Origin of the sequence: Flavobacterium sp. (genome assembly GCF_027531705.1) — a bacterium.
In the GTDB taxonomy this organism is placed as follows: domain Bacteria; phylum Bacteroidota; class Bacteroidia; order Flavobacteriales; family Flavobacteriaceae; genus Flavobacterium.
In genome coordinates, this window is record NZ_JAPZSP010000006.1 from 22,190 (window position 1) to 44,739 (window position 22,550).

Genomic DNA, 22,550 nt, shown 5'->3' on the forward strand with positions numbered 1-22,550 from the left:
TTATGTTACAAAATGACAAAAAAAAGACAACCATTGCTGATTGTCTATATCTTATAATTAGTTTAAAAATTGTTACAATTTCATCTCTGATTTTTTAACAATTTTAGCAATTCTTTTTTGTAAATCACCCATTAGCTCTTCCATCGCGCTATTACACATCGGAAGTACTTTTTCTGCTGATATAACAGGAATTCCACCCACCATTATGGCTGTTTTTTTTGAATCTTCACCTTCAAAAAAAGCAAACACCTTTTCTCCTTTTTTATTGTATAGTGCAAGTCTTGCAGTGGCTCTTACTTTTAATGTTGATGTCCCTCCAATTCCAAAACCTTTTTGAAATGCAAAATTAAGATTTACGAATAATACTCCATCTACTTTGTCGCCTAATGCTTTTGCAATTCCTTCTTCATTATATTTACCTGCAAAGCCTTCATAAATGTATTTGTAATTTGGGTATAATAAATAATTTCTATCAAAATATTTATCTTCATACTTTGGTTCAAATGAAATATAGTTTGGATTTGTCAATACCTCTTGCTCTGGCATTAATTCAAATGGGAATTGTTTTGAATATTCGTTAAAAAAATCATTATGAAATTTTTCTAAAGTAGGCGTTAAATTAAAATTTGGATCGTCTCTTAAGTTTGTCACTTCTTTTATAATTGTTGCTAAACCACCAAGTTCAGAAACATCTACCATTTTGTCGGCATAAAAAGTAACAACGGCTACTTTCTTTTTTTGAGCAGATGATACTAGTGTAGTTGCTAGCAGTAGTACTACTAAAATTTGTTTTAAATTTTTCATTTTATTGTTTTTAAAGTTTTTACAAATATAGTTTTATTTTTAATTAAAAAAAGACAACCATTTCTGATTGTCTTTTTTAATATAAATTATAGAAAATAAATTATCCTAATTTACTATCCAAGTTAGTTTTAATTGCTTCTAAGAATGCTTCAGTTGTTAAGTAGTCTGCATCTGTTAAACCTTCTGGCTTAACTAACATAGCTAAATCTTTAGTCATTTTTCCAGATTCAACTGTATCAATACAAACCTGCTCTAAAGCATTACAGAAATTAATTAATTCTTGATTTCCGTCTAATTTTCCTCTATGCTCTAAGCCTCTTGTCCATGCAAAAATTGATGCAATTGGGTTGGTAGAAGTTGCTTTTCCTTGTTGATGCATTCTGTAGTGACGTGTTACTGTTCCGTGAGCAGCTTCAGCTTCAACCGTTTTTCCATCTGGAGTTACCAATACAGAAGTCATTAATCCCAATGAACCAAATCCTTGTGCAACAGTGTCTGACTGAACATCGCCATCATAGTTTTTACATGCCCAAACAAATCCTCCGTTCCATTTCATTGCAGATGCAACCATGTCGTCTATAAGTCTGTGTTCGTAAGTCATTCCGTTTGCATCAAAATCGGCTTTGTAGTGTTGTTGAAAAACTTCTTCAAAAATATCTTTGAATCTTCCGTCGTAAGCTTTCAAGATTGTGTTTTTGGTAGAAAGATATAATGGCCATTTTTTAGTCAACGCCATTTGGAATGAAGAATGAGCAAATCCGTAAATACTTTCGTCAGTATTGTACATTGACATTGCTACACCATCACCTTTAAAATCGTATACTTTCCATTCAGTAGTTTCACCAGCTTCGTTGGTAAAAGACATTGTTAATGTTCCTTTTCCTTTAATAACTTTATCAGTAGCTTTGTATTGATCTCCAAAAGCGTGACGACCAATAACAATTGGTTTTGTCCAACCTTGTACATACCTTGGTACGTTGCTCATAATAATTGGTTCACGAAAAACTGTTCCACCAACTATATTACGAATGGTTCCGTTTGGTGATTTCCACATTTCTGATAAATTGAATTCTTTTACGCGCTCTTCGTCTGGTGTAATAGTAGCGCACTTGATACCGACATTGTATTTTTTTATTGCTTCGGCTGAGTCAATGGTGATTTGGTCTTTGGTAGCTTCTCTGCTATCTCTGCCTAAATCGTAGTATTTTATATCTAATTCTAAGTAAGGAAGAATTAATTTGTCTTTAATAAATCTCCAAATAATTCGTGTCATTTCATCGCCATCCAATTCGACTACTGGATTGGCTACTTTAATTTTTGCCATATTAATTGTGTTTTGTTTGTTTTTATAAAAAAATCGCGGAAACAAATATAAAGAATTTAAACCTTTAAAATAAAACTTTAGACACGAAATCGATTGAATTGTGAAATTGCTATTTTAAGGTTTTTAAATTGCGAATTTGATAATTTGAACCTATTTTTTTTGCATAAAAAAAGTCTCGAACAAATCGAGACTTTCTATAAATTGTGAAAAAAGAATTATCTTCTTTTGTCTTTAATTTTTGCTTTTTTACCAGTAAGTTCTCTGAAGTAGAAAATTCTTGCTCTACGTACAGCACCTTTCTTGTTAATTTCAATTTTTTGTAAAGCTGGTAAGTTTACTGGGAAGATACGCTCTACACCAATTGCACCAGACATTTTACGGATTGTAAAAGTTTCTGTTGATCCAGAACCTCTTCTTTGAATAACAACTCCTTTAAAAAACTGAGTTCTTGTTTTTTCACCCTCTTTAATTTCGTAGTAAACTGTGATAGTATCACCAGCTCCAAATACAGGGAAATCTTTTCTTGTTACAAATTCGCTATTAACGAAATCTACTAAATTTGCCATTTTAATTGCTAATTATGGTTTAAAATCAGAGCAACATTCGCGGTTTTCGCCAGAGGTTGGTCAAATGTGGGTGCAAATTTACAACTTTATTTTAAATAAACAACTTTTCATTTTAGTTTTCAGTCTCAGTCTCAGTTTTCAGTAAATATACTGAGACTACGACTGTCAACTGCGACTATTCTTCCAACAAATCAGGTCGTCTATTCTTAGTATGTTCAAACGCCATATCTTCTCGCCACTTGTCAATTTTGGCAAAATGACCGCTAGTTAAAACTTCTGGTACTTTCCAACCTTTGTAATCGGCAGGTCTTGTATATATTGGTCCCGAAAGCAATCCATCCTGAAAACTATCGGTCAATGCTGAGGTTTCATCACTCAAAACACCTGGTATTAATCGTATAATGGAATCGCAAAAAACGATGGCACCAATTTCACCGCCACTCAAAACATAATCACCAATCGAAATTTCTTTGGTAATAAAATGGTCGCGAACGCGTTGATCAACACCTTTATAATGTCCACACAAAATAATTATATTTTCGTACATCGATGCTGTATTGGCCATTTTTTGGTTCAGCGTTTCTCCATCAGGCGACATGTAAATAACTTCATCATAATCACGCTGACTTTTCAAATGAGTAATACAAGCATCAATTGGTTGCACCATCATCACCATACCAGCGCCACCACCAAAAGGATAATCGTCAACCGATTTCTGTTTATTGGTTGTATAATCTCTCAAATTATGAAAATGAACTTCCACCAAACCTTTATCAATAGCACGTTTCATAATCGATGCTTCAAAAGGACTTCGTAGTAATTCTGGTAAAATGGTAATGATATCTATTCGCATTTGGCAAAGATAGTTAAATGACAATATCAAATTCAAAAATCAAATTCAATAAAATTGTAATTGATTTTTGCTATTGTAATTGATTTTTGAATTCTATTTCTTACTTGCTTTTATAGCATAAACCATCGGGATTTTATTTTCAAACTTTTTAATTCTGAATTTATTAGGTTCAAATTCTTCGGTTTCATTAAAGCAATTGTACGGAGAATAATCATATTCATTGAAACAATTAATTTCCAAACCGCTAGTAATAAGAGCATTCAAAATTTCAGAAATCGGGTGATTCCAGCCGATAGTTTTTGCTGAAAGTTGAGCTTCTTTATCAGCATACGTTCCAGATTCTTCTTCTATTATTGGTTCAATATTAAAATAGCTATAAAAAACTTCTTTAAAATCATTATCGTACATCCAAACCACAGGATGAAAATCTGCCATTACAAACTTTCCATCTGGTTTTAAAAAATGCGAAATCACATTTGCCCATTTCTCCAAATCAGGAAACCAACCAATGGTTCCGTAACTTGTAAAAACAATATCGAATTTCTCGTCAATAAACTTTGGAGTGTCATAAATATCACAACAAACAAAAGTCGTGTCCAAATTTAATTTTGCAGCAAATTCTTTGGCTCTATCAATAGCTTTATCTGACAAATCAATTCCTGTAGCTTTTGCGCCCATTCTCGAAAAAGTCATCGTGTCTTGACCAAAATGGCATTGTAAATGCAAAATATTTTTTCCTTTTATATCGCCAAGTAATTCTAATTCAATAGTATTTAAAGTTGATTTCCCGTTAAGAAAACCTTCCATATCATAAAATTCAGAATCAATATGAACATCGGTTTTATTGTTCCATGTTTGTTTGTTGATAGTTATGTAGTCAATTTTTGTTTTCATTTCAAAGTAATAATATTTCAAATGTAGTATTTAATATAAATTAGAACAATTTTAATTTTGTAAATTTGCACCACAAATAAAAAATACAATAGAATGGAAAACGGAATATACGCTAAATTCAACACTTCAAAAGGTTCAATTTTAGTAAAATTAACGCACGATTTAACACCAGGAACAGTTGGAAACTTTGTAGGATTGGCTGAAGGTCAGTTAGAAAACTCAGTAAAACCAATGGGGAAACCGTATTATGATGGATTAAAATTCCACAGAGTAATTCCAGATTTTATGATTCAAGGTGGTTGCCCACTTGGAACAGGAACTGGCGATGGTGGTTACAAATTTGATGATGAGTTTCACCCAACTTTAAAACATGATAAACCAGGCGTTTTGTCAATGGCAAATGCTGGACCAGGAACTAACGGAACTCAGTTTTTCATAACGCATGTTCCAACACCATGGTTAGATGGTAAGCATTCTGTTTTTGGTCATGTTGTAGAAGGTCAAGATATTGTTGATGCTGTTGCGCAAGGTGATTTGCTTGAAACAATAGAAATTATTAGAGTAGGTGAAGAGGCAGAAAAATGGAATGCAATAGAAGCTTTCAGAACTTTTGAAGGTTCAAGATTAAGAAGAATTGAAGAAGCAAAAAAACAAGCTGAAGAAGCAATGGAAAAATTAGCAGCTGGTTTTGATAAAACAGAAAGCGGTTTGCGTTATAAAATTATCCAAAAAGGAAATGGTAAAAAAGCAGAAGCTGGAAAAACAGTTTCTGTTCATTATACAGGACAATTAGAAAATGGTAAAACGTTTGATTCTTCTTATCCAAGAAAAAAACCAATCGAATTTCCGTTAGGAAAAGGACATGTTATTGAAGGTTGGGATGAAGGAATTCAATTATTGCAAGTGGGTGATAAAGCTCGTTTTGTAATTCCATCGTATTTAGGCTACGGAACAAGTGGTGCTGGCGGTGTAATTCCACCAAATGCAACTTTGGTTTTTGATGTTGAATTGATGGATGTGAAGTAAAAGTACGAGGTACGAAATACAAGATACGAAGTTAAAAGTAATCCTGATAGTTAATTCTATTGGGATTTTTTTATATTTACAGAAATGATATTGTATGAAAAACACATTAAATTTCAGTTTTATATTTTTCTTATTTACTTTATTTGGATTTGCCCAACATGATTCATTAAAGGTATATAAAAGCCAAATAAATAGTAATTCAAATAAAAATTTCATTAAAAAGCCAATACTAGTCGTTGATGGAAAATTAATTGATAACGAATACTTAGATAAAATTGTTCCTGATAATATAAAAAGTATAACAGTTTTAAGAGTAGAAAAAGCTATTTCAAAGTTTGGAGTGTTGGCAGCTAATGGAGTTCTTTTGGTTGAAACAAAAGGAATAAGTCGAAGAGAAAGAAGAAGAATGCAAGATCTTTACCAATTAGTTCAAATAAATAATTCTGACAAGAAAGTATTTCAACTTAAAGGTAAAATTTATGATTGTGAAGAAGTCCCGATTTCTTCTGCAAGAGTTTTTAATTTAAACTCATCGGTAGAAGTTGTTACAGACAGTTTGGGAAATTTTGAGATACCGGCAAGAATTGATGATGTATTAAATTTCACTTGTCTAGGTTATGAATCAACAAGAGAATTGATTGTAAGTGAAAAGTTAAAGAATGTTTTTTTAAAATCAGCAATAGATAACAACACAGGAATTATGGTAAAAAAACCTGTAATTTATCTTTATCCTGAAAAAACTACAGAAGTTGATTTTAAATTTAATTTCAAAGGGAAACTTTTGACAACATTTCCAAAATATGATACAAGTTGGAAGATCACAGCTTATCCTGATGGTAAGATTTTTGATAAAAAAACCAATCGATTTTATAATTCATTATTTTGGGATGGAGAAATGGCATTTCCTTCAGAGCATTATGACTATAAATCAGGATTTGTCGTTGCCAAGAAAGATTTGACATCATTTTTAATTCAAAAACTAGAACACATTGGTCTGAATACAAATGAAACGAATGATTTTATTCAATTTTGGTTGCCTATTTTAGAAAAAAACGAATTGAATTTTATTCACTTTTTAGTTAATTCTGATTATGATAGTATTTCTACAAACGACATTAACCCAAAACCAGATACCAATTTAAGAGTATTTATGGAGTTTTATAGTTTAGAAGAATACATTCAAATAGAAGAGCAAAAATTGCCAAAAACAAATCGCATAGGTTTTACTCTAGTAGAATGGGGTGGAAGCGATGTTAGTCAAAATAGTTTCAATAAATATAATATTTTAAAATAATTATCTATTTTTACTTTTTATAATCCAAAAACAACTAAAAAATGAAGACAAGAATTTCAATTATCTCCTTAATAGCATTGCTAATTTTTGCGTGTTCTCCTAAAACTTCACCAACAACAAGTACTAGTCAAACTGCTAAAATCGTTCTAACACCAGACTTGATTGCAGCCAAAATGTCTTACGAAAACAATTGTGCAAAGTGTCATGAATTGTTTAAACCCAAAGATTATACAGCCGAACAATGGAAACCAATTTTGCTAAGTATGCAAAAAAAAGCTAATATTACAGACCAAGAGAGAGAAAAAATATATGCTTATTTGACTATGAATTAATCATATTAAAACATGAAAACATTACAACAATGGTTTGATGAATATGCAGTTAGTCATCAAAACGAAACTAATATATCTATTCATTATATTTGTGTGCCAGCAATTTATCTTTCAATTGTTGGTTTGATTATGACTATTCCAGCTGGAATTTTAAATAAGATTTTTACTTCACACTTGCCAGTTATTGAAAATTGGGCATCTGTAATTTTAATTTTTGTACTGCTTTTTTATGCAAGCTTATCAATTGGATTGGCAGTAAAAATGTTTTTCTTCTCGTTTTTTTGCTTGGCTTTTAATAGTCTGATAAGCGATTATTTACCTTTATTACCCTTTTCAATTGTTATCTTTGTCATTGCATGGATTGGACAATTTTACGGACATAAAGTAGAAGGAAAAAAACCTTCTTTTCTAAAAGATTTACAATTTTTACTAATTGGACCTGCTTGGGTGTTTGAAAAGTTGACTAAATAAATAATAATAAAAAAGTCCAAATCTATTTGAAATTTGGACTTTTTTTTTCTTTAAATCGTAAAACCATCTGGCAAAGTAACTCCTTTTTTTACCACAATAATTCCATCTTTTATGGTGTATAAATCGGTATTGGCGTCTTTTAAATGTTTGCCACCATTAAGCTTTACATCGTTTCCGATTTTACAATTTTTATCAACGATTGTGTTGTTTATGAAGCATCTTTCTCCAATTCCAATGTTGATAATGTTGTTGTAAATATTATGACTTATTTCATCCAAATTCTGATAATAATCGTTACCCATCAAATAGGAATTGGTAATGATTGAATCTCTATTAATTCGCGTACGGATTCCAATTACTGAATGCTCAATTTTGGTTCCGTTTATGATGCAACCTTCTGCTATTATTGATTTGTCGACGGTCGAACCACCAGTAATTTTTGAAGGTGGTAATACTCTGGCACGAGTATAAATTTTTCCTGAGTTGTCAAACAAATTGAATTTCGGAATATCGTCTGTCAATCCTAAATTAGCTTCAAAAAATGAATCAATGTTTCCGATATCAGTCCAATAACCTTCGTACTGATAACTTAATATTTTTTGTTTTCCGATGGCTTGCGGAATGATTTCTTTACCAAAATCTTTCGTGTCAGGATTTGACATTAAATCAATTAACAATTTGCGATTGAAAATATAAATTCCCATTGAAGCCAAATAATGCTTGCCTTCAGCTTTCGATTCCTCACTAACTTCCGAAGTCCATTCTGGTAATAAATCAGCATTTGGTTTTTCAATAAATGAAGTGATAAAGTTCTCAGAATCGGTTTTCAAAATTCCAAATTCGGGTGCTTCTTTTGCATTTACTGGTAACGTTGCTATCGAAATATCGGCACCGCTTTCTTGATGCGCTTTTATCATTTCATTGAAATTCATTTGATATAATTGATCACCTGATAATATCAATGCGTAATCAAATTCGTGATTCAAAAAGTGGTTCATACATTGCCTTACAGCATCCGCCGTTCCTTGAAACCATGTTGGATTATCAGGTGTTTGCTCTGCAGCCAAAATATCTACAAAAGCAGTGCTAAAATGACTAAAATGATACGTGTTTTTGATGTGCTGATTTAGCGAAGCCGAATTAAATTGTGTCAAAACAAACATTCTTTTAATGTCAGAATTAATACAATTTGAAATCGGAATATCTACCAAGCGATACTTTCCAGCAATTGGAACTGCAGGTTTAGAACGACTTTCTGTTAATGGGGATAATCTTGAACCTTGTCCGCCACCCAAAATAATGGCTAATGTACTTTTTCTCATTTTTTTGTCATTGTGAGGAACTAAACAATCGTATCCTCTATGTTATTTTTATTTTTTGGGCACCTTTTCCGCCTTCCACTCCCGCTTTTTTATCTTTTCTAAAAAAAGAAAAGATAAAAAGAGCTCCGTTCAAGTCGGGGTGCAACGTCTGTCTTTTATTTAAACTTTGTTTTTTCTAACTTCTTCCATCTTCCATCTTCCAACTCCCATCTTCCAACTACCATCTTCCTCACGCTTTTTCTTTCTCAAACTTAACAATCACTTCTTCGTAATAATTATAAGTTGTTTTGGCTATTGATTCCCAACTAAATTTTTCTAAAACTCTTTTTCTTCCTGCTTTTCCCATTGCCGTTGCTAACTTTTCATCTGCCAATAATTGATTCACTTTTGAAGCAAAATTCTTTTGAAATTCAACTGGATTTTTCGGATTGAAATCGGTTCTTGAAACACTTTCAAGTTCAATTAAATAGCCAGTTTCGCCTTCTACAATAATTTCAGGAATACCACCAACGGCACTTCCAACAACTGGCGTTTCGCACGACATAGCTTCAAGATTTATAATCCCAAATGGTTCGTATAATGACGGACAAGCAAAAACGCGTGCATGACTATACAAAACTTTTATTTTTTCTCTCGAAAGCATTTCAGAAATTAGGATGACACCGTTTCGAGTTGCTTTCAAATCAGAAATTAATTCTTCCGTTTCTTTGGCAATTTCGGGAGTGTCTGGCGCACCAGCGCAAAGTACAATTTGGCAATTTTCATCAAAGTATTTGGCTGCCGAAATCAATTGCGAAATTCCTTTTTGACGCGTAATTCTTCCCACAAAAAGCACAAATGGAATTTCAGGATTTATACCATATTCTAAAAGAAGATTAGTGTCAAAAGTTGGTTGGTAAAACTCAGGATCAATTCCGTTGTGAATAACCGTAACTTTTTTAGGATTGATTCCATAAGCCTCAACAACATCAGTTTTCATTTGTTCGCTAACGGCAATTATGCCATCGGCTGTGTTATAGGCATGATTTTCTATCCAGCGAGAAAGAAAATAGCCATTGCCCAATTGTTCTACTTTCCAAGGGCGATGTGTTTCTAAACTGTGCGTTGTCAAAATTAATGGAACTTGTAACAATTCGCGAGAGAAAATACCCGCCAAATGCGTGTACCAAGTATGACAATGAATAATATCGGCTTGTAAAGTATGTTGCGACATTTCCACATTTTTACTCAAATTATGAAACATTTTTATGTGCGGATTAGTATCATCTTCCATTTTGGTTAACGATGATTGTATTCCGATAACGTTCATTTTATCGTTTTCTTCCAACTGATTTCCGAAACAGCGTACTTCTACTTGAGCCAATTTAGCTAATTCGTGACTTAAAAAATCGATATGTACACCAGCACCACCGTATATATTGGGCGGAAATTCATTTGAAAAAAGCGCTATTTTCATTTTTTGATAAAATCATAATTTGTGAATCATAAAGTTATGAAATTATTTGTATCAAATTACTTTTTAAATTATATAAAAACTATACAAATTGTATTTTTGTAAATCAACACCTTATTTATGGAAACAATTACTTGGAATGATTTTGAAAAAGTAGAAATGCGAGTAGGCACAATTCTAGAAGCAAACGATTTTCCCGAAGCAAGAAAACCAGCTTATCAATTACGAATTGATTTTGGTAACGAAATTGGAATAAAAAAATCTTCTGCTCAACTAACAAAGCGTTATTCGAGAGAAGATTTAGTTGGTAAACAAATTATCGCCGTTGTCAATTTTCCAAAAAAACAAATTGGAAATTTTATGAGCGAATGTTTGGTTTTAGGTTCTGTAAAGGATAATGATATTGTGTTGTTATCATCAGATTTGAAAGTAGAGAATGGGTTGAGAATTGGGTGATTTTGATTAAATAATTAAATACCTTCAACTTTTTCACTTTTCTCCGATTTCACTTTTAGAGTTTTTTTTGTAACTTTTAAATCTTTGAAATAACCAGTTGTAGCAATATCTACATATAATCCAACATATCCTTTTTTGTTTTTGCCTAACATTTTATTTACAATAAACGAAGAGTATTTCATATCGTTGATGAACATTTCGGCAGTTTCGCCATTTATTTCTAAACGCATTGTAATCCATTCATTTAGCATTACTGGAGCAGAACCTTCATACGAACCTGCTGGAAATTTATCTCTCAAAGTCTGAAATTTGAAATCTGGATATGAAAAATACTGTACCGCGTGATTTCTTGCCATTTGGTTATCAATTCTTCCAACTTTTGGGCGTAAGTATATTGATTCGAACTCAGAATCATCTTCTTTAATTCTATAATAAAGACCAATAAATCCTGCCGCTGGAGCATAAGGCGATGGATTTTGAATTTGGCTATACATTTTTATTTCTATTGTTCCGTTTTCAAAATCATCTAAGTCAGCAAGTCGAGCATAATGACGGTCGTCAACAGTATTTTCTAAATTGTTTTCGTCAAATGGTAGTGCTTTTAAATCTCTTTCAATTTTTAATACTTTTTTTCCTTGAAATTTCACAACTTCACCAGTAACATTATGTAATTCAAATGTTTGTTTTTTTAATTTTATTGTTTTCCAGTTTTGTGCATTAATAGAAACACCAAAAATTAATGTTGATGTAATTAATAGAAACCTTATGAATGAATTTTTCATTGCTTATAATTTTAATTTATATTTTGTAAATGTCCAATTATAATGTGTCACTTAGCAATAAATTAGTTTAATAAAAATTCTTAAACTAGTTTAAGCAAATGTTAGCAATTTAATTTGCTTTAGCTCTAATTTGACTTAAAAATTCAGGTGTTATGCCTAAATATGCAGCAATTTGAGTATTGGGTAATCTATTTGACAATTGAGAATATTGTTTTAGAAACTCTTTATAGCGTTCTTGTGCATTTGAACTAATATTTTGCAAAAGTCTTTTTTGTAATGAAATGTGAGCATTTTCAATAAGAACTCTAAAAATAAGATTAAATTTTGGTGCATTGGTATATAGTTGAATAAGGTTTTCATAACTTATTTGTAGCACCAATGTATCTTCTAAAGCATCAATATTTAACTCAGATTCTTTTTTTGTATGAAAGCTTCCGATATCTAAAATCCAGTTATTTTCTGTAGCAAACTGTAAAATATGTTTATTACCTTTTTCGTCTATTTTATAAAGTCGTAAGCATCCTTCAACCACAAAATTGAATTGTTTACAAATATCACCTTCTTGCAAAATATAATGTCTTTTTCTAAACAATCTTGGTTTGAAAAAGTCCAAGACCATTTGTTTTTCAGCTTTATTTAGTCGAACTATATTTTGAAAATAGTTGAGAAGTTGTTCAATTTGTTTTTGTACTAATTCGTCTTTATCCATAAAACAAAAGTACAGAATTTTTTTTTGTACGTAATGACTATGTATACTTGTAATCCGAACTACATTATGTTCCATTTTAGTTTGTTTAAATGAAACAAGCTATTGTTTGATATAAAAGTTGAGAAAGTTGACCTTTTGCAGAAATGTATGTTAATATAATTGCGTTAAACTAATTTTTATTTATCTTTTTTTCTAAATATTTCCTTCATCGTTTCCGAGTCAATGCTTTTCATGTCGATTAGTTTCAACGACTTTACCATTTTTAAAGTACTAGTTTTATATTCCTGAAAATGAGGTGTTTTAAGGTGCGCTTCGTAAGCTTCTCGATTTGCATAAATTTCTAAAATACGGATTTGTGTTGGGTTTTCAATTTGATACAATGGATATATTGCTATAACACCAGCTTCTAATAGAACTGATGCTCTAGATTCTTCTTTAAGAATAGAATTATATTCATCAAGATAGTTTGAATCAATTTCAATTTCTGATATACGAATCATCATGTCTTTTGTTTTAGCAGAAACGGCTTGAGCATTTGAATTAATTGTTACTAAAAGTAAGTTGAATAGAGTCGCTATAAAAAATATTTTTTTCATTTATAAAATTTTAATTCTTGAAACTGAGTCAAACGTGTTACTATCATTACTAAACTTAATTTATAACCAACTTCCTAACAGTAGTCTTATTATTTTTCTCAATATTTATAAGGTAAACACCTGTACTTAGGTTGGTTTTGTTAAATTCCATCAGATTGTTTTCTGCATCAACTTGTTGGATTAAGTTTCCTAAAATATCATAGATTTTTATTTTAGAATTAACCAAATTAGTTCCTTCAATGCTAAATGAACCTTTTGTTGGATTTGGATAAATTTTCAATTCTTCTGAAGCTTCAAAAATTTCATTTGCCAATAGAGTATCAACTGAGAAGCTATAGTCAAAACCACCACCAAAATCAGGATTGAATGTTTTTAGTACAACATCATTTGCATCTAATAATTTTACATATCCGGTTCCTTGTGCTGTATTTGCCCACCATTGTAAACCATCTTTTCCAGTATCGTTTACACGTAATCTGTAGCAACCATTTGCAATTTGTGGTGCTTGGTAAGTGTAAGTATAAATAGTGTTTGCTGTTGGGAAAGTTTTGGTGTCAACTACTGTTCCTTCAGCGTCATATAAAGTGTAATTATTTTGACTTGGACTATTATTAGTTTTCAAGCTAATTTTAAAAGTTGTCGGCACAACATCAGGAAGCGTAAGTGGAGACGTCATCATGTTGTTGTTAGCATATTGGTCTGGACTTTCATTTACCAACATAATTTTGGCATGAAATTTATTTCCAGTAGCTTGTATTGCAGTTGACCATAATTCATTAAGCGGTAAAACCACATCTACATCTGCCATTGAAGCCAAAGTTCCTGTCCAAGTAAACGTTTGATGTTCTGAAGCATTGTTTAACCAATAATCAAAACTTATAGAAGTTATAGCATTACTTCCATTATTTCTAACGGTAATTTTTGGTTTTTCACACATTGGATTCACTCTCGAGAACTCTGCATTGGTGTTATTTGGTTGTTTAACAGTAACAATAGCAGCATCTGTTGCAAAGTTGGGTGCGCCATAACCAATAATTTGGTGTGACACATGATAACGATAATCTCCAGCAGAAACACTCGGATTTGAAGTTGTATATTTTACTTCCATTGTTGTTCCTGGTGTAACGTGCGGTGTTAAATCTTGTTCTTTTAATAGTGAGCGTTGCCCAGGACACCAACCTTGACGGTTATAAACCCAAGTTCCACCTTGCGGATATATTGGATTTTCTGCACATTGTTGTGTAATTCCCCACGTAAATTTTTGTACATTGTTAATTCTAATTCTGTGAGAAACAGCTCCACCATTTTGTGAAAATTCACCATGAGCACCATGACCAGTAATTGAAGATTTTAATTTGAATGAAGTCGCATCTGCACTAAAAGGGAAATTATTTGGAGCAATTGCTGTTCCGTTGATAATTCCGTTTATAGGTAAATCACCCGTTCTGTTTGTTCCTTGCCAAAGTTGTTCGTATTGTACAATGTTTCTTGGCGGTGTTCCAACAATGAATAAGAATTCTAGATCCATTTCCTCTTGTCTTTCACCACCTAACGATAGTAAAACTCTTTTGTTTCCACGAAGAATTTTTTCATAATCGGACATGTCAAAATACCAAGATTTACCATTCATTCCTAGGTCTAATCCTATTCCGTAAGGTGTTACAAATGAAACCAATTCGTTGTAAAATGGAAATCTTTTAAAATAAGTTAAATCAGTAACAGCGATTGTACCTTCTGCAGTCACTGGAAGTGTTGTTAAAACTGTTCCTGTATCACCACTGTAAACATTTTCAGGAGTTGCATCAAAATAATCGCTTGTTGAAAGTAAATTTACACTATCATTTTGCATTGGTGAAAGACCTTCGTTTGATGTGATTGAATAGTTACGAACTGTTCTGGCAATTTTCGGATTTGAATATCTTTCAACAACATCAGTAACAGTCAAATCGTATGTTCCTTTATGAAAAGTGATTTTCGGAACCGCATTAGATTCTGTGAAAGTGGTTGTTAGTTGATTGCCTCTTTCATAATCCCATTTCAAATTTTCACCTGTTGAAGTGATATTATTTTTTGAATCAGTAATTACTTGACCATTTCCTTCGTCAAATTTGTAGTAAGCTACTAAACTTGCATAATTTGGATGTGTCGCATCAATTGTTTTATTTTTCCAATCGATGATAGTTTGTGCAGCTAATTCAGCATTCCAGATAGTTAACTCTTTAATTTTTCCTTTGTAATCGCTATTAGATTCAACTGGAATTTTACCAAGAATTAAATTCATAATACTAATTACTTTAGTTTTTCCTGTTCCACTATGCCATAATGCTCCGTTTAGGTAAATATTCATGTTTCCTGTTGAGGCATTTTTTGTAAATGTCCAATGGTTCCAAACACCAGCGATTTCGTTAAAAGTATGTGTTTTTTGAATTCTATCAAATGAATTAGAAACATTTCCACAATCAAAATAAATATTGCCTTCCCAAGGTAAATGAAGATTTAATTGTCTTTTGTTGATATCATTATCTGATGAACCATACAAAATACTGTTTCGAGACGGCATTAAATCAGCGTCGCCTTTAGCCCAAAAAGAAACTGAAATTTCATTGTTGATTGAATTTAAAAATTGATTGTTTAATTCGACTAAACCTGAATAAGATAAATCAGCAGAATAAGTGTTACTAGCTGTTATAGTTCGCAAATCACTATTATTATAACCTTGAAATTCAATAGTTGTTCCATTAATAGCATTTGAAAATGAAATATCTAACAAAATACTACTAGTTCCATTCCAATTAAATGGTGTGTAAAATTGAATCACATTAGCACCATTTGCAAACGAATAATCTCTAAAAAAAACTTCGGTTAATCCTGTAAAATCGGCATTTTTAGCTTGTAAGGTTGTCAACGAAGAATTTTTCATTTGAACTCTGAAAAACTTTGCCAATCCACCACTATTTGTAACATTAAGAGTTATAGCGTTTATATTTCCAGCGGTTAATCCAGCGGCTGAAAGTTCTGCAGCTGTTAGTAAAACTTGACTTCTACCCGTTTTTAGATTTGTTTTTAAAAGATTTGAAATTGATAGTGCATTAGTTCCAACATCGTGAAGAGTAACCGAATTACTTGAATTTACTACAACATTTTTTTGAGTAAAATCATAATGATTATAGGTTTGTTGTGTTGTGTATGGATAAGAAGTTCCAGTGAAATTAGAAACTACATAATCTTTTTGAATACTTGGTACTTTTTCTACTTTTGAAGAATCGGCAACATACGTATTACATGAATAATCCCATTCTCCACAACCTAAATTTCTGTCGGCAGCAGTAGAAACTAATCCATCTTTGCATCGCATACTGTATTTAAGAATAATTTTTTCAAAAGTTAAACTCGGATTACTTGGAAAAGGAATCAAAGTATCTCGCGACAAACTGTTATAAGTAAAAGCTTTGACTTTGATGGTGTCGCCAACATTTTGTGCATTTGTAAAATTAAAAAACAATGCAGTAATTGCGAAAAGTAGTAGTTTTTTCATCAAAAAAATAGTTTAATGTTGTTTTATAGATTTCAAATATAATTAAAATCCGTTGAATATTTCCAAAAAAAATAACCCTATACTAATTGTAATAGAGTAGGGTTATGATGATTTTATTTGGAATAAACTTATTTCTCAATTTCTTTGAGCGAATCCATTTTTTTGTGTGCTAAGAAACCTTGTAAATCTTCAAAGTGTTCTTTTACGCGTTTGTTTCCAAATTCAAAAACTTTTGTTGCTAGTCCGTCGAGGAAATCTCTATCGTGTGAAACTAGTATTAACGTTCCATCAAAATCGCGCAATGCATCCTTTATGATGTCTTTGGTTTTCATATCTAAATGGTTAGACGGCTCATCTAGAATTAGTAAATTGACAGGTTCAAGCAATAATTTAATCATTGCCAAACGCGTTTTTTCACCACCTGATAATACTTTTACTTTCTTTTGAATATCATCACCTTGAAACATAAAAGCTCCTAAAATATTCTTGATTTGCGTACGAATATCACCAACGGCAATTCTATCTATAGTATCAAAAATAGTAGCATTTTCGTCTAATAAAGCAGCTTGATTTTGAGCAAAATAACCAATTTGAGCATTGTGACCAATTTCCACACTTCCGCCATTGATTTCAATTTCTTTCATGATGGCTTTTATCATGGTAGATTTTCCTTCTCCATTTTTACCAACAAAAGCAACTTTTTGTCCTCTTTCGATAACAATATTGGCATCTTTAAAAATTACATTATCGCCATAACTTTTGCACAAATCTTTAACCACAACTGGATATTGTCCCGAACGAACCGATGGTGGAAATTTCAATTTTAAGGCAGAATTATCAACTTCATCAACTTCTATAGGTACAATTTTTTCTAACATTCGCACTCTTGATTGAACTGCATCAGTTTTTGAAAAAGTTCCTCTAAATCTGTCAATAAATGCTTGATTATCGGCTATAAATTTTTGTTGTTCATCATACGCTTTTTGCTGATGAACTCTCCTGTCTTTTCGTAGTTCTAAATAATGTGAATATTTGGCTTTGTAGTCATAAATTCGTCCCATTGTAACTTCGATAGTTCTATTGGTAATATTGTCAACAAACGCTCTATCGTGGGAAATTACCATTACTGCTTTGGCTTGGCTAATCAAAAACTCTTCTAACCACTGAATACTATCCATATCTAAATGGTTTGTTGGCTCATCTAGCAAAATCAAATCGGGTTTTGTCAATAGAATTTTGGCCAATTCTATACGCATTCTCCAGCCACCCGAAAATTCTTTGGTTGGTCTATTGAAATCTTCTCTTTCAAATCCTAAACCTTTTAATATTTTTTCAACTTCAGCTTCATAATTCACTTCTTCAATTGAATAGTATTTCTCGCTTAATTCTGAAACACGCTCAATCAATTTCATGTAAGCATCGCTATCATAATCGGTACGAATAGTCAATTGTTCGTTGATTTCGTCCATTTCCTTCTTCATATTCAAGACTGTAGCAAAGGCTTTTGAAGTTTCTTCTAAAACCGTGCAATTGTCTTCTGTCAATAAATGTTGAGGTAAATAGGCAATTACGGCATCACTTGGAGCTGAAATATTACCACGAGTAGGCTTATTTGCACCGGCTACAATTTTTAATAAAGTAGATTTTCCAGCACCATTTTTACCCATTAGGGCAATTTTATCAGTTTCATTTATAGCGAAAGTTACTTCGCTAAAAAGGGTTGTGCCACCAAATTCAACGGCAATATCGTTTACTGTAATCATTTTTGAGTATAGAAGTTTAAGAGTTTAGAAGTTTAGAAGTTTAGATTCCAAACGATTTTAAAAAGGTGCAAATATAGATTTTTTAATTAATTTAGTCTGCCACAAAATAATCCAAATCATTTTGAGTGGGAACAATATAAATACGTTCCCATTTATCACCTTCAATAAGTTTCCATGAATGGCCTTCGCCCTCAATATCTTTTGCAATGAGAATAATTCCTGGTTCAATGATAAAACTGTTTCCTTCTGAAGTTGTAAACTCTAATTTACCTTTTAGCGTTACTACAAATTGCTCTCTTGGTGCTGTATGTTGTTCTTGTTGCCAAGGTTCTATTTTGGTTTGAATATTGAAATAATTTACCTCAATTTTATGGTATTCTGGTAAAGTGCCCAGTTCAAAATAGGAGTTTCCTAAAACATCATTTAGTAATCGAATTGCTTTCATAATACCAATATTACAAACTCAACCTAAATTCTTCAATAACAGGACTTGCTTTGCCGTAATCGACTTCTTGTATAAAAAGCTCTACTGGTTTTTGGTTGTTGATGCTTGGTAATACATTGGCTTGGTTGTTATTTCTTATAACAGTAGTAATGCCAATTGCCTCGATTTTTTCTTGTAACGAAAGTGCCAAAATTTCATCTCCCGAAAATAGTTTTATTAAGCCCATGTTTTTTTGGTAAAGATAGGGAGATTGTTGGATATCCATATTGGATTTTTTCAAAAAAAGTCATGATAACTGTTTGTATAAAATTAGAAAAATTATAATTAAGTTTATAAAAAATTTAAACATGATTAATGTTACATGTGCAATTATCTTTTTTGATAATCAAATTTTGGTTACTCAGCGAAGTGAAAAAATGAAATTACCATTGAAATGGGAATTTCCAGGTGGAAAGTTAGAAGAAAATGAAAGCGAAATTGATTGTATAAAAAGAGAAATCAAAGAAGAGTTAAATATTGAAATTGAAGTTTTAAAAAGGTTATCGAATAGCATTTACGATTATGGACCTTTTAAAATCAATTTGATTCCATTTATCTCAAAATATGTATCCGGAGAAATCATTTTGACCGAACATAAGGATTATAAACTACTTGATATATCAGAATTATTAAATTTAGATTGGGCAGAAGCAGATTTGCCAATAGTAGAAGAATTTTTAAAACTTGAACTATGAACCAAGGATTATATGAAGAATTAGTCACGAAACTAATTAACTATAAATTAAACGAATTAGATAAGAATACTTTTCAAGTAAAGAAAACCTCAATTGATAAAGCGGAAGCAGCTCAATTATTATCTCAACATATTGGTAGAACCATAAAACAAGCTTTTAACTTAATTAAAGGCGAAGATATTATTGAAACTCAAATTGCGATTGCCAATAAAATTATTCTTTTTTTAAAAGAAGAATTGAAAAAAGAAGAGTTTGAAGATGATTTAATAGAAACTGAAGGTAAAATTTTGAAAGCAGTTTTCACTAAAGTTGACTGTCATTTTACAGATTTAGATTTACACTTAAAAGAAATTACACCTTATACAAGATTAATTCATAGCGAACTTTTTACTGGCGGAAATTCAGGAACAACTTTAGAAAGTGAGTTAAGAAAAGAAATTTTATCATCAGATGAAATCGATTTGTTAGTTTCTTTTATTAAATGGAAAGGAATTAGAATTCTTGAACGTGAGTTAATAGAATTTACGGAGCGAGGCGGAAAACTAAGAGTAATTACAACCACATATATTGGCGCAACAGATGCAAAAGCAGTTGAATTTTTATCTTCATTAAAAAACACAGAAGTTAAAGTTTCTTATAATACAGGAAATGAAAGGTTACATGCAAAAGCTTATTTGTTTCAAAGAAAAACAGGTTTTCACACAGGATATATTGGTTCTTCAAATTTTTCTCGTTCTGCATTAACAGATGGATTAGAATGGAATCTAAAAATAACAACCAAAGAAGTTGGCCACATTATAGATAAATTCAAGAAAACTTTCGAAGCTTATTGGCAAAATTCTGAGTTTGAATTATATGATAAAAATATTCATTCTGTAAAGTTAGTTGAAGCTTTAAAACAAGGAAAATTTTCTAAAGAATACACTTTTACAACATCTTATTTTGATTTAAAACCTTTTCATTATCAGAGTGAAATCCTTGAAAAATTAGAAGTTGAAAGATCAGTTCATAATAGATATAGAAATCTTTTAGTTGCCGCAACAGGAACTGGAAAAACAGTTATTTCTGCTTTTGATTATAAAAATTTCAGAAATAATAATGAGTCATCAAAGTTACTTTTTGTCGCTCATAGAAAAGAAATTTTACAACAAGCAAAAGCAACTTTTCAAGGAATTTTAAAAGACAATAATTTTGGTGATTTATGGGTTGACGGATTGGAACCAAATTCAAATGAATATGTTTTTGCTTCGGTCCAAACTCTAAATAATCGACTAAAAGAAATTAAACTTTCACCAGAATATTACGATTTTATAATTGTTGATGAAGTTCATCATATCTCGGCATCAACATATAGACCTATAATAAGCTACTTTAAACCTAAAGTTCTTTTGGGATTAACAGCAACTCCTGAAAGAATGGATGGAGAAGATATTTTAGAAGATTTCTGTAATCGTATTGCTGCTGAAATTAGACTTCCTGAAGCTTTAAATAAGAAATTATTAAGTCCGTTCCAATATTTTGGAATTACAGATAGTATAGATTTAACAAATGTTAAATGGGAAAAAGGAAAGTATGTCGCAAGTGAATTGACAAGTTTATATACAAAAAATGATGTGCGTGTTGGTCAAATAATTTCAAATCTAGAGAAGTACACAAACGACATAAACGATGTAAGAGCAATAGGATTTTGTGTTACAGTTGACCATGCTATTTTCATGACAGAAAAATTCAATTTAGCAGGTTTAAAAGCCGAATGTTTGACAAGTAAAAATTCAACGGAAAGAGAAAAAATTAGATCGCAATTCAAGAAAAAAGAATTCAATTATTTGTTTGTAGTTGATATTTTTAATGAAGGTGTCGATATTCCAGAAATAGATACAGTTTTGTTTTTAAGACCAACAGAAAGTTTAACAGTTTTTCTTCAACAATTAGGTCGTGGATTGCGTTTAGCAGAAGGAAAAGATTGTTTGACAGTTTTAGATTTTGTGGGAAACTCAAGACCTGAATACGATTTTGAAAGTAAATTTAGAGCATTAATAGGAAAAACAACAACATCAGTTCAAAAAGAAATTGAAGATGATTTTCCTCATTTACCTTTGGGATGTTCAATTATTTTAGAAAAGAAAGCAAAAGAAACTATTCTTGAAAATATTAAAAAAGCAACATCTTTAAATATAAATCAACTGATAGCAAAGATTAGAAATTTTCAACATCAAACAACATTGCCATTAACTTTAGAGAATTTTATTAGTTTAAATAACTTATCAGTTGAAACAATTTATAAAAAAGATAGTTGGTCAAGATTATGTCAAAAAGCAGGAGTTATTGATGATTTTGAACCAATTAATGAAAAGCAAATTTATTCAGCCATTGGTAAAAAGTGGTTGTCCACAAATTCTACAAGTTATTTCAATTTCATTTTAAAAATTGCAAAATCTGATTTTAATATTCAATTGAACGATTTTAATGAAAATGAAAAAACTATGCTATTAATGTTGCATTATGATGTATGGCAAAGTGCGGGAGGTTTTAATTCATTGGAGAAAAGCATAAAACAAATTGGGAAAAATAAAATTCTTGTTAATGAAATTATCCAAGTTGTTGAAATTTTAATTGATAGAGTATACTTTAAAGAAGTAGATATTCAATTACCTTACAATCAACCATTAAAAGTGCATGCAAGATACACTAGAGATCAAATTTTAGCAGCTTTTAGATTAAGTACATTCGAAAGAAAATCGCCAAGTAGAGAAGGTGTTGCTGAAAATCTTGATTTGAATACAGAATTACTTTTTATCAATTTAATTAAATCAGAAGAAAACTTTTCTCCAACCACTATGTATGATGATTATGCAATAAGTGAAACTTTATTTCATTGGCAAAGTCAAAATTCATCAAGACCAGATATTGGTAGAGGTTTGTCTTATATTAAACATCAAGAAAATGATAAAAAGATTTTGTTATTTGTAAGAGAAAAAGCTAATGATGAAAAAGGTAACACGATGGGTTATGTTTTTATAGGTGAGGCCAGATTTGTTGAAAACGAAGGCGAAAAACCAATGAATATTAAATGGGAACTTAATGAACCAATGCCAAATTATCTTTGGAAAGATTCAGCGAAAATGTCAATCGGATAATTTTTATATTTCCATAAAAAAAACACCAACATTTCTGTCGGTGTTTTAAGTACT

General features: G+C 31.2%; 21 protein-coding genes. 7 read left to right on the plus strand and 14 right to left on the minus strand.

Annotated features, from left to right (window positions below; genetic code table 11):
- Window positions 1–72: 72 nt before the first annotated feature.
- The 5 genes from O9267_RS02750 to O9267_RS02770 form a co-directional block, all read right to left on the minus strand.
- Complete coding sequence (locus O9267_RS02750; protein ID WP_298175725.1) at window positions 73–804, minus strand: hypothetical protein; 732 nt, start codon at window positions 802–804, stop codon at window positions 73–75.
- A 100-nt stretch (window positions 805–904) separates the two neighbouring features.
- Window positions 905–2,128 carry an NADP-dependent isocitrate dehydrogenase gene (locus O9267_RS02755; protein ID WP_298175728.1) on the minus strand — a complete coding sequence of 408 codons (1,224 nt, stop codon included), beginning with the start codon at window positions 2,126–2,128 and terminating at the stop codon, window positions 905–907.
- A gap of 215 nt (window positions 2,129–2,343) precedes the next feature.
- Window positions 2,344–2,694 carry a 50S ribosomal protein L19 gene (gene rplS, locus O9267_RS02760; protein WP_298175729.1) on the minus strand — a complete coding sequence of 117 codons (351 nt, stop codon included), beginning with the start codon at window positions 2,692–2,694 and terminating at the stop codon, window positions 2,344–2,346.
- Window positions 2,695–2,869: 175 nt separating this feature from the next.
- Entirely contained in the window at window positions 2,870–3,547 is a 678-nt protein-coding gene (gene trmD, locus O9267_RS02765) for a tRNA (guanosine(37)-N1)-methyltransferase TrmD (protein WP_298175730.1), read from the minus strand.
- A 93-nt stretch (window positions 3,548–3,640) separates the two neighbouring features.
- The gene (locus O9267_RS02770; RefSeq protein ID WP_298175732.1) at window positions 3,641–4,441 is read right to left on the minus strand and encodes a class I SAM-dependent methyltransferase; all 801 of its coding nucleotides are present in this window, start codon (window positions 4,439–4,441) and stop codon (window positions 3,641–3,643) included.
- A 93-nt stretch (window positions 4,442–4,534) separates the two neighbouring features.
- Between O9267_RS02770 and O9267_RS02775 the strand changes: the two genes are divergently transcribed.
- The 4 genes from O9267_RS02775 (at window position 4,535) to O9267_RS02790 (ending at window position 7,564) form a co-directional block, all read left to right on the plus strand.
- Entirely contained in the window at window positions 4,535–5,467 is a 933-nt protein-coding gene (locus tag O9267_RS02775) for a peptidylprolyl isomerase (protein ID WP_298175734.1), read from the plus strand.
- A 94-nt stretch (window positions 5,468–5,561) separates the two neighbouring features.
- The gene (locus O9267_RS02780) at window positions 5,562–6,761 is read left to right on the plus strand and encodes a hypothetical protein (RefSeq protein WP_298175736.1); all 1,200 of its coding nucleotides are present in this window, start codon (window positions 5,562–5,564) and stop codon (window positions 6,759–6,761) included.
- A gap of 41 nt (window positions 6,762–6,802) precedes the next feature.
- Window positions 6,803–7,093, plus strand: a complete 291-nt coding sequence (locus tag O9267_RS02785) for a cytochrome c (RefSeq protein ID WP_298175737.1) — start codon at window positions 6,803–6,805, stop codon at window positions 7,091–7,093.
- A 12-nt stretch (window positions 7,094–7,105) separates the two neighbouring features.
- Entirely contained in the window at window positions 7,106–7,564 is a 459-nt protein-coding gene (locus tag O9267_RS02790) for an Mpo1-like protein (protein ID WP_298175739.1), read from the plus strand.
- Between the two features lie 50 nt (window positions 7,565–7,614).
- Here O9267_RS02790 and O9267_RS02795 read toward each other — a convergent pair whose 3' ends face one another.
- Window positions 7,615–8,886, minus strand: a complete 1,272-nt coding sequence (locus O9267_RS02795) for a glucose-1-phosphate adenylyltransferase (protein WP_298175741.1) — start codon at window positions 8,884–8,886, stop codon at window positions 7,615–7,617.
- A gap of 229 nt (window positions 8,887–9,115) precedes the next feature.
- A complete protein-coding gene (glgA, locus tag O9267_RS02800; RefSeq protein ID WP_298175743.1) occupies window positions 9,116–10,342 on the minus strand; it encodes a glycogen synthase in 1,227 nt (408 codons plus the stop codon).
- 117 nt (window positions 10,343–10,459) lie between these two features.
- On the opposite strand from glgA, the gene O9267_RS02805 reads away from it, so the two are divergent.
- Window positions 10,460–10,795: a tRNA-binding protein gene (locus tag O9267_RS02805; protein ID WP_298175745.1), complete on the plus strand. Its 336-nt coding sequence runs from the start codon at window positions 10,460–10,462 to the stop codon at window positions 10,793–10,795.
- A 14-nt stretch (window positions 10,796–10,809) separates the two neighbouring features.
- Here the strand turns inward: O9267_RS02805 and O9267_RS02810 are convergent, their stop codons facing one another.
- The 7 genes from O9267_RS02810 to O9267_RS02840 form a co-directional block, all read right to left on the minus strand.
- The gene (locus O9267_RS02810; RefSeq protein ID WP_298175747.1) at window positions 10,810–11,577 is read right to left on the minus strand and encodes a hypothetical protein; all 768 of its coding nucleotides are present in this window, start codon (window positions 11,575–11,577) and stop codon (window positions 10,810–10,812) included.
- 109 nt (window positions 11,578–11,686) lie between these two features.
- A complete protein-coding gene (locus O9267_RS02815; RefSeq protein ID WP_298175749.1) occupies window positions 11,687–12,286 on the minus strand; it encodes a Crp/Fnr family transcriptional regulator in 600 nt (199 codons plus the stop codon).
- A 176-nt stretch (window positions 12,287–12,462) separates the two neighbouring features.
- On the minus strand, window positions 12,463–12,882 hold the full coding sequence (locus tag O9267_RS02820; protein ID WP_298175751.1) for an antibiotic biosynthesis monooxygenase: 420 nt from the start codon (window positions 12,880–12,882) through the stop codon (window positions 12,463–12,465).
- Between the two features lie 55 nt (window positions 12,883–12,937).
- Window positions 12,938–16,417 carry a T9SS type A sorting domain-containing protein gene (locus O9267_RS02825; RefSeq protein ID WP_298175754.1) on the minus strand — a complete coding sequence of 1,160 codons (3,480 nt, stop codon included), beginning with the start codon at window positions 16,415–16,417 and terminating at the stop codon, window positions 12,938–12,940.
- 128 nt (window positions 16,418–16,545) lie between these two features.
- Window positions 16,546–18,180 (minus strand): ABC-F family ATP-binding cassette domain-containing protein, encoded by a 1,635-nt coding sequence (locus O9267_RS02830; RefSeq protein ID WP_298175756.1) that lies wholly within the window; start codon window positions 18,178–18,180, stop codon window positions 16,546–16,548.
- Window positions 18,181–18,271: 91 nt separating this feature from the next.
- Window positions 18,272–18,625, minus strand: coding sequence for a hypothetical protein (locus O9267_RS02835; protein WP_298175758.1), 354 nt, complete (start codon window positions 18,623–18,625; stop codon window positions 18,272–18,274).
- A gap of 10 nt (window positions 18,626–18,635) precedes the next feature.
- Window positions 18,636–18,890, minus strand: a complete 255-nt coding sequence (locus tag O9267_RS02840; RefSeq protein ID WP_366521974.1) for a DUF2007 domain-containing protein — start codon at window positions 18,888–18,890, stop codon at window positions 18,636–18,638.
- 82 nt (window positions 18,891–18,972) lie between these two features.
- On the opposite strand from O9267_RS02840, the gene O9267_RS02845 reads away from it, so the two are divergent.
- Together O9267_RS02845 and O9267_RS02850 are read left to right on the plus strand one after the other, a co-directional pair.
- Entirely contained in the window at window positions 18,973–19,359 is a 387-nt protein-coding gene (locus O9267_RS02845; RefSeq protein ID WP_298175760.1) for a (deoxy)nucleoside triphosphate pyrophosphohydrolase, read from the plus strand.
- A complete protein-coding gene (locus O9267_RS02850) occupies window positions 19,356–22,496 on the plus strand; it encodes a DEAD/DEAH box helicase (RefSeq protein ID WP_298175763.1) in 3,141 nt (1,046 codons plus the stop codon). Before O9267_RS02845 ends, O9267_RS02850 begins: the two co-directional genes overlap by 4 nt.
- Window positions 22,497–22,550 lie beyond the last annotated feature (54 nt).

What these genes read in the sequence shown, in the direction of transcription:
- O9267_RS02750 (WP_298175725.1), bottom strand. Translation starts at nt 804, where the DNA reads ATGAAAAATTTAAAACAAATTTTAGTAGTACTACTGCTAGCAACTACA.
- O9267_RS02755 (WP_298175728.1), bottom strand. Translation starts at nt 2,128, where the DNA reads ATGGCAAAAATTAAAGTAGCCAATCCAGTAGTCGAATTGGATGGCGAT.
- rplS (WP_298175729.1), bottom strand. Translation starts at nt 2,694, where the DNA reads ATGGCAAATTTAGTAGATTTCGTTAATAGCGAATTTGTAACAAGAAAA.
- trmD (WP_298175730.1), bottom strand. Translation starts at nt 3,547, where the DNA reads ATGCGAATAGATATCATTACCATTTTACCAGAATTACTACGAAGTCCT.
- O9267_RS02770 (WP_298175732.1), bottom strand. Translation starts at nt 4,441, where the DNA reads ATGAAAACAAAAATTGACTACATAACTATCAACAAACAAACATGGAAC.
- O9267_RS02775 (WP_298175734.1), top strand. Translation starts at nt 4,535, where the DNA reads ATGGAAAACGGAATATACGCTAAATTCAACACTTCAAAAGGTTCAATT.
- O9267_RS02780 (WP_298175736.1), top strand. Translation starts at nt 5,562, where the DNA reads ATGAAAAACACATTAAATTTCAGTTTTATATTTTTCTTATTTACTTTA.
- O9267_RS02785 (WP_298175737.1), top strand. Translation starts at nt 6,803, where the DNA reads ATGAAGACAAGAATTTCAATTATCTCCTTAATAGCATTGCTAATTTTT.
- O9267_RS02790 (WP_298175739.1), top strand. Translation starts at nt 7,106, where the DNA reads ATGAAAACATTACAACAATGGTTTGATGAATATGCAGTTAGTCATCAA.
- O9267_RS02795 (WP_298175741.1), bottom strand. Translation starts at nt 8,886, where the DNA reads ATGAGAAAAAGTACATTAGCCATTATTTTGGGTGGCGGACAAGGTTCA.
- glgA (WP_298175743.1), bottom strand. Translation starts at nt 10,342, where the DNA reads ATGAAAATAGCGCTTTTTTCAAATGAATTTCCGCCCAATATATACGGT.
- O9267_RS02805 (WP_298175745.1), top strand. Translation starts at nt 10,460, where the DNA reads ATGGAAACAATTACTTGGAATGATTTTGAAAAAGTAGAAATGCGAGTA.
- O9267_RS02810 (WP_298175747.1), bottom strand. Translation starts at nt 11,577, where the DNA reads ATGAAAAATTCATTCATAAGGTTTCTATTAATTACATCAACATTAATT.
- O9267_RS02815 (WP_298175749.1), bottom strand. Translation starts at nt 12,286, where the DNA reads ATGGATAAAGACGAATTAGTACAAAAACAAATTGAACAACTTCTCAAC.
- O9267_RS02820 (WP_298175751.1), bottom strand. Translation starts at nt 12,882, where the DNA reads ATGAAAAAAATATTTTTTATAGCGACTCTATTCAACTTACTTTTAGTA.
- O9267_RS02825 (WP_298175754.1), bottom strand. Translation starts at nt 16,417, where the DNA reads ATGAAAAAACTACTACTTTTCGCAATTACTGCATTGTTTTTTAATTTT.
- O9267_RS02830 (WP_298175756.1), bottom strand. Translation starts at nt 18,180, where the DNA reads ATGATTACAGTAAACGATATTGCCGTTGAATTTGGTGGCACAACCCTT.
- O9267_RS02835 (WP_298175758.1), bottom strand. Translation starts at nt 18,625, where the DNA reads ATGAAAGCAATTCGATTACTAAATGATGTTTTAGGAAACTCCTATTTT.
- O9267_RS02840 (WP_366521974.1), bottom strand. Translation starts at nt 18,890, where the DNA reads ATGGATATCCAACAATCTCCCTATCTTTACCAAAAAAACATGGGCTTA.
- O9267_RS02845 (WP_298175760.1), top strand. Translation starts at nt 18,973, where the DNA reads ATGATTAATGTTACATGTGCAATTATCTTTTTTGATAATCAAATTTTG.
- O9267_RS02850 (WP_298175763.1), top strand. Translation starts at nt 19,356, where the DNA reads ATGAACCAAGGATTATATGAAGAATTAGTCACGAAACTAATTAACTAT.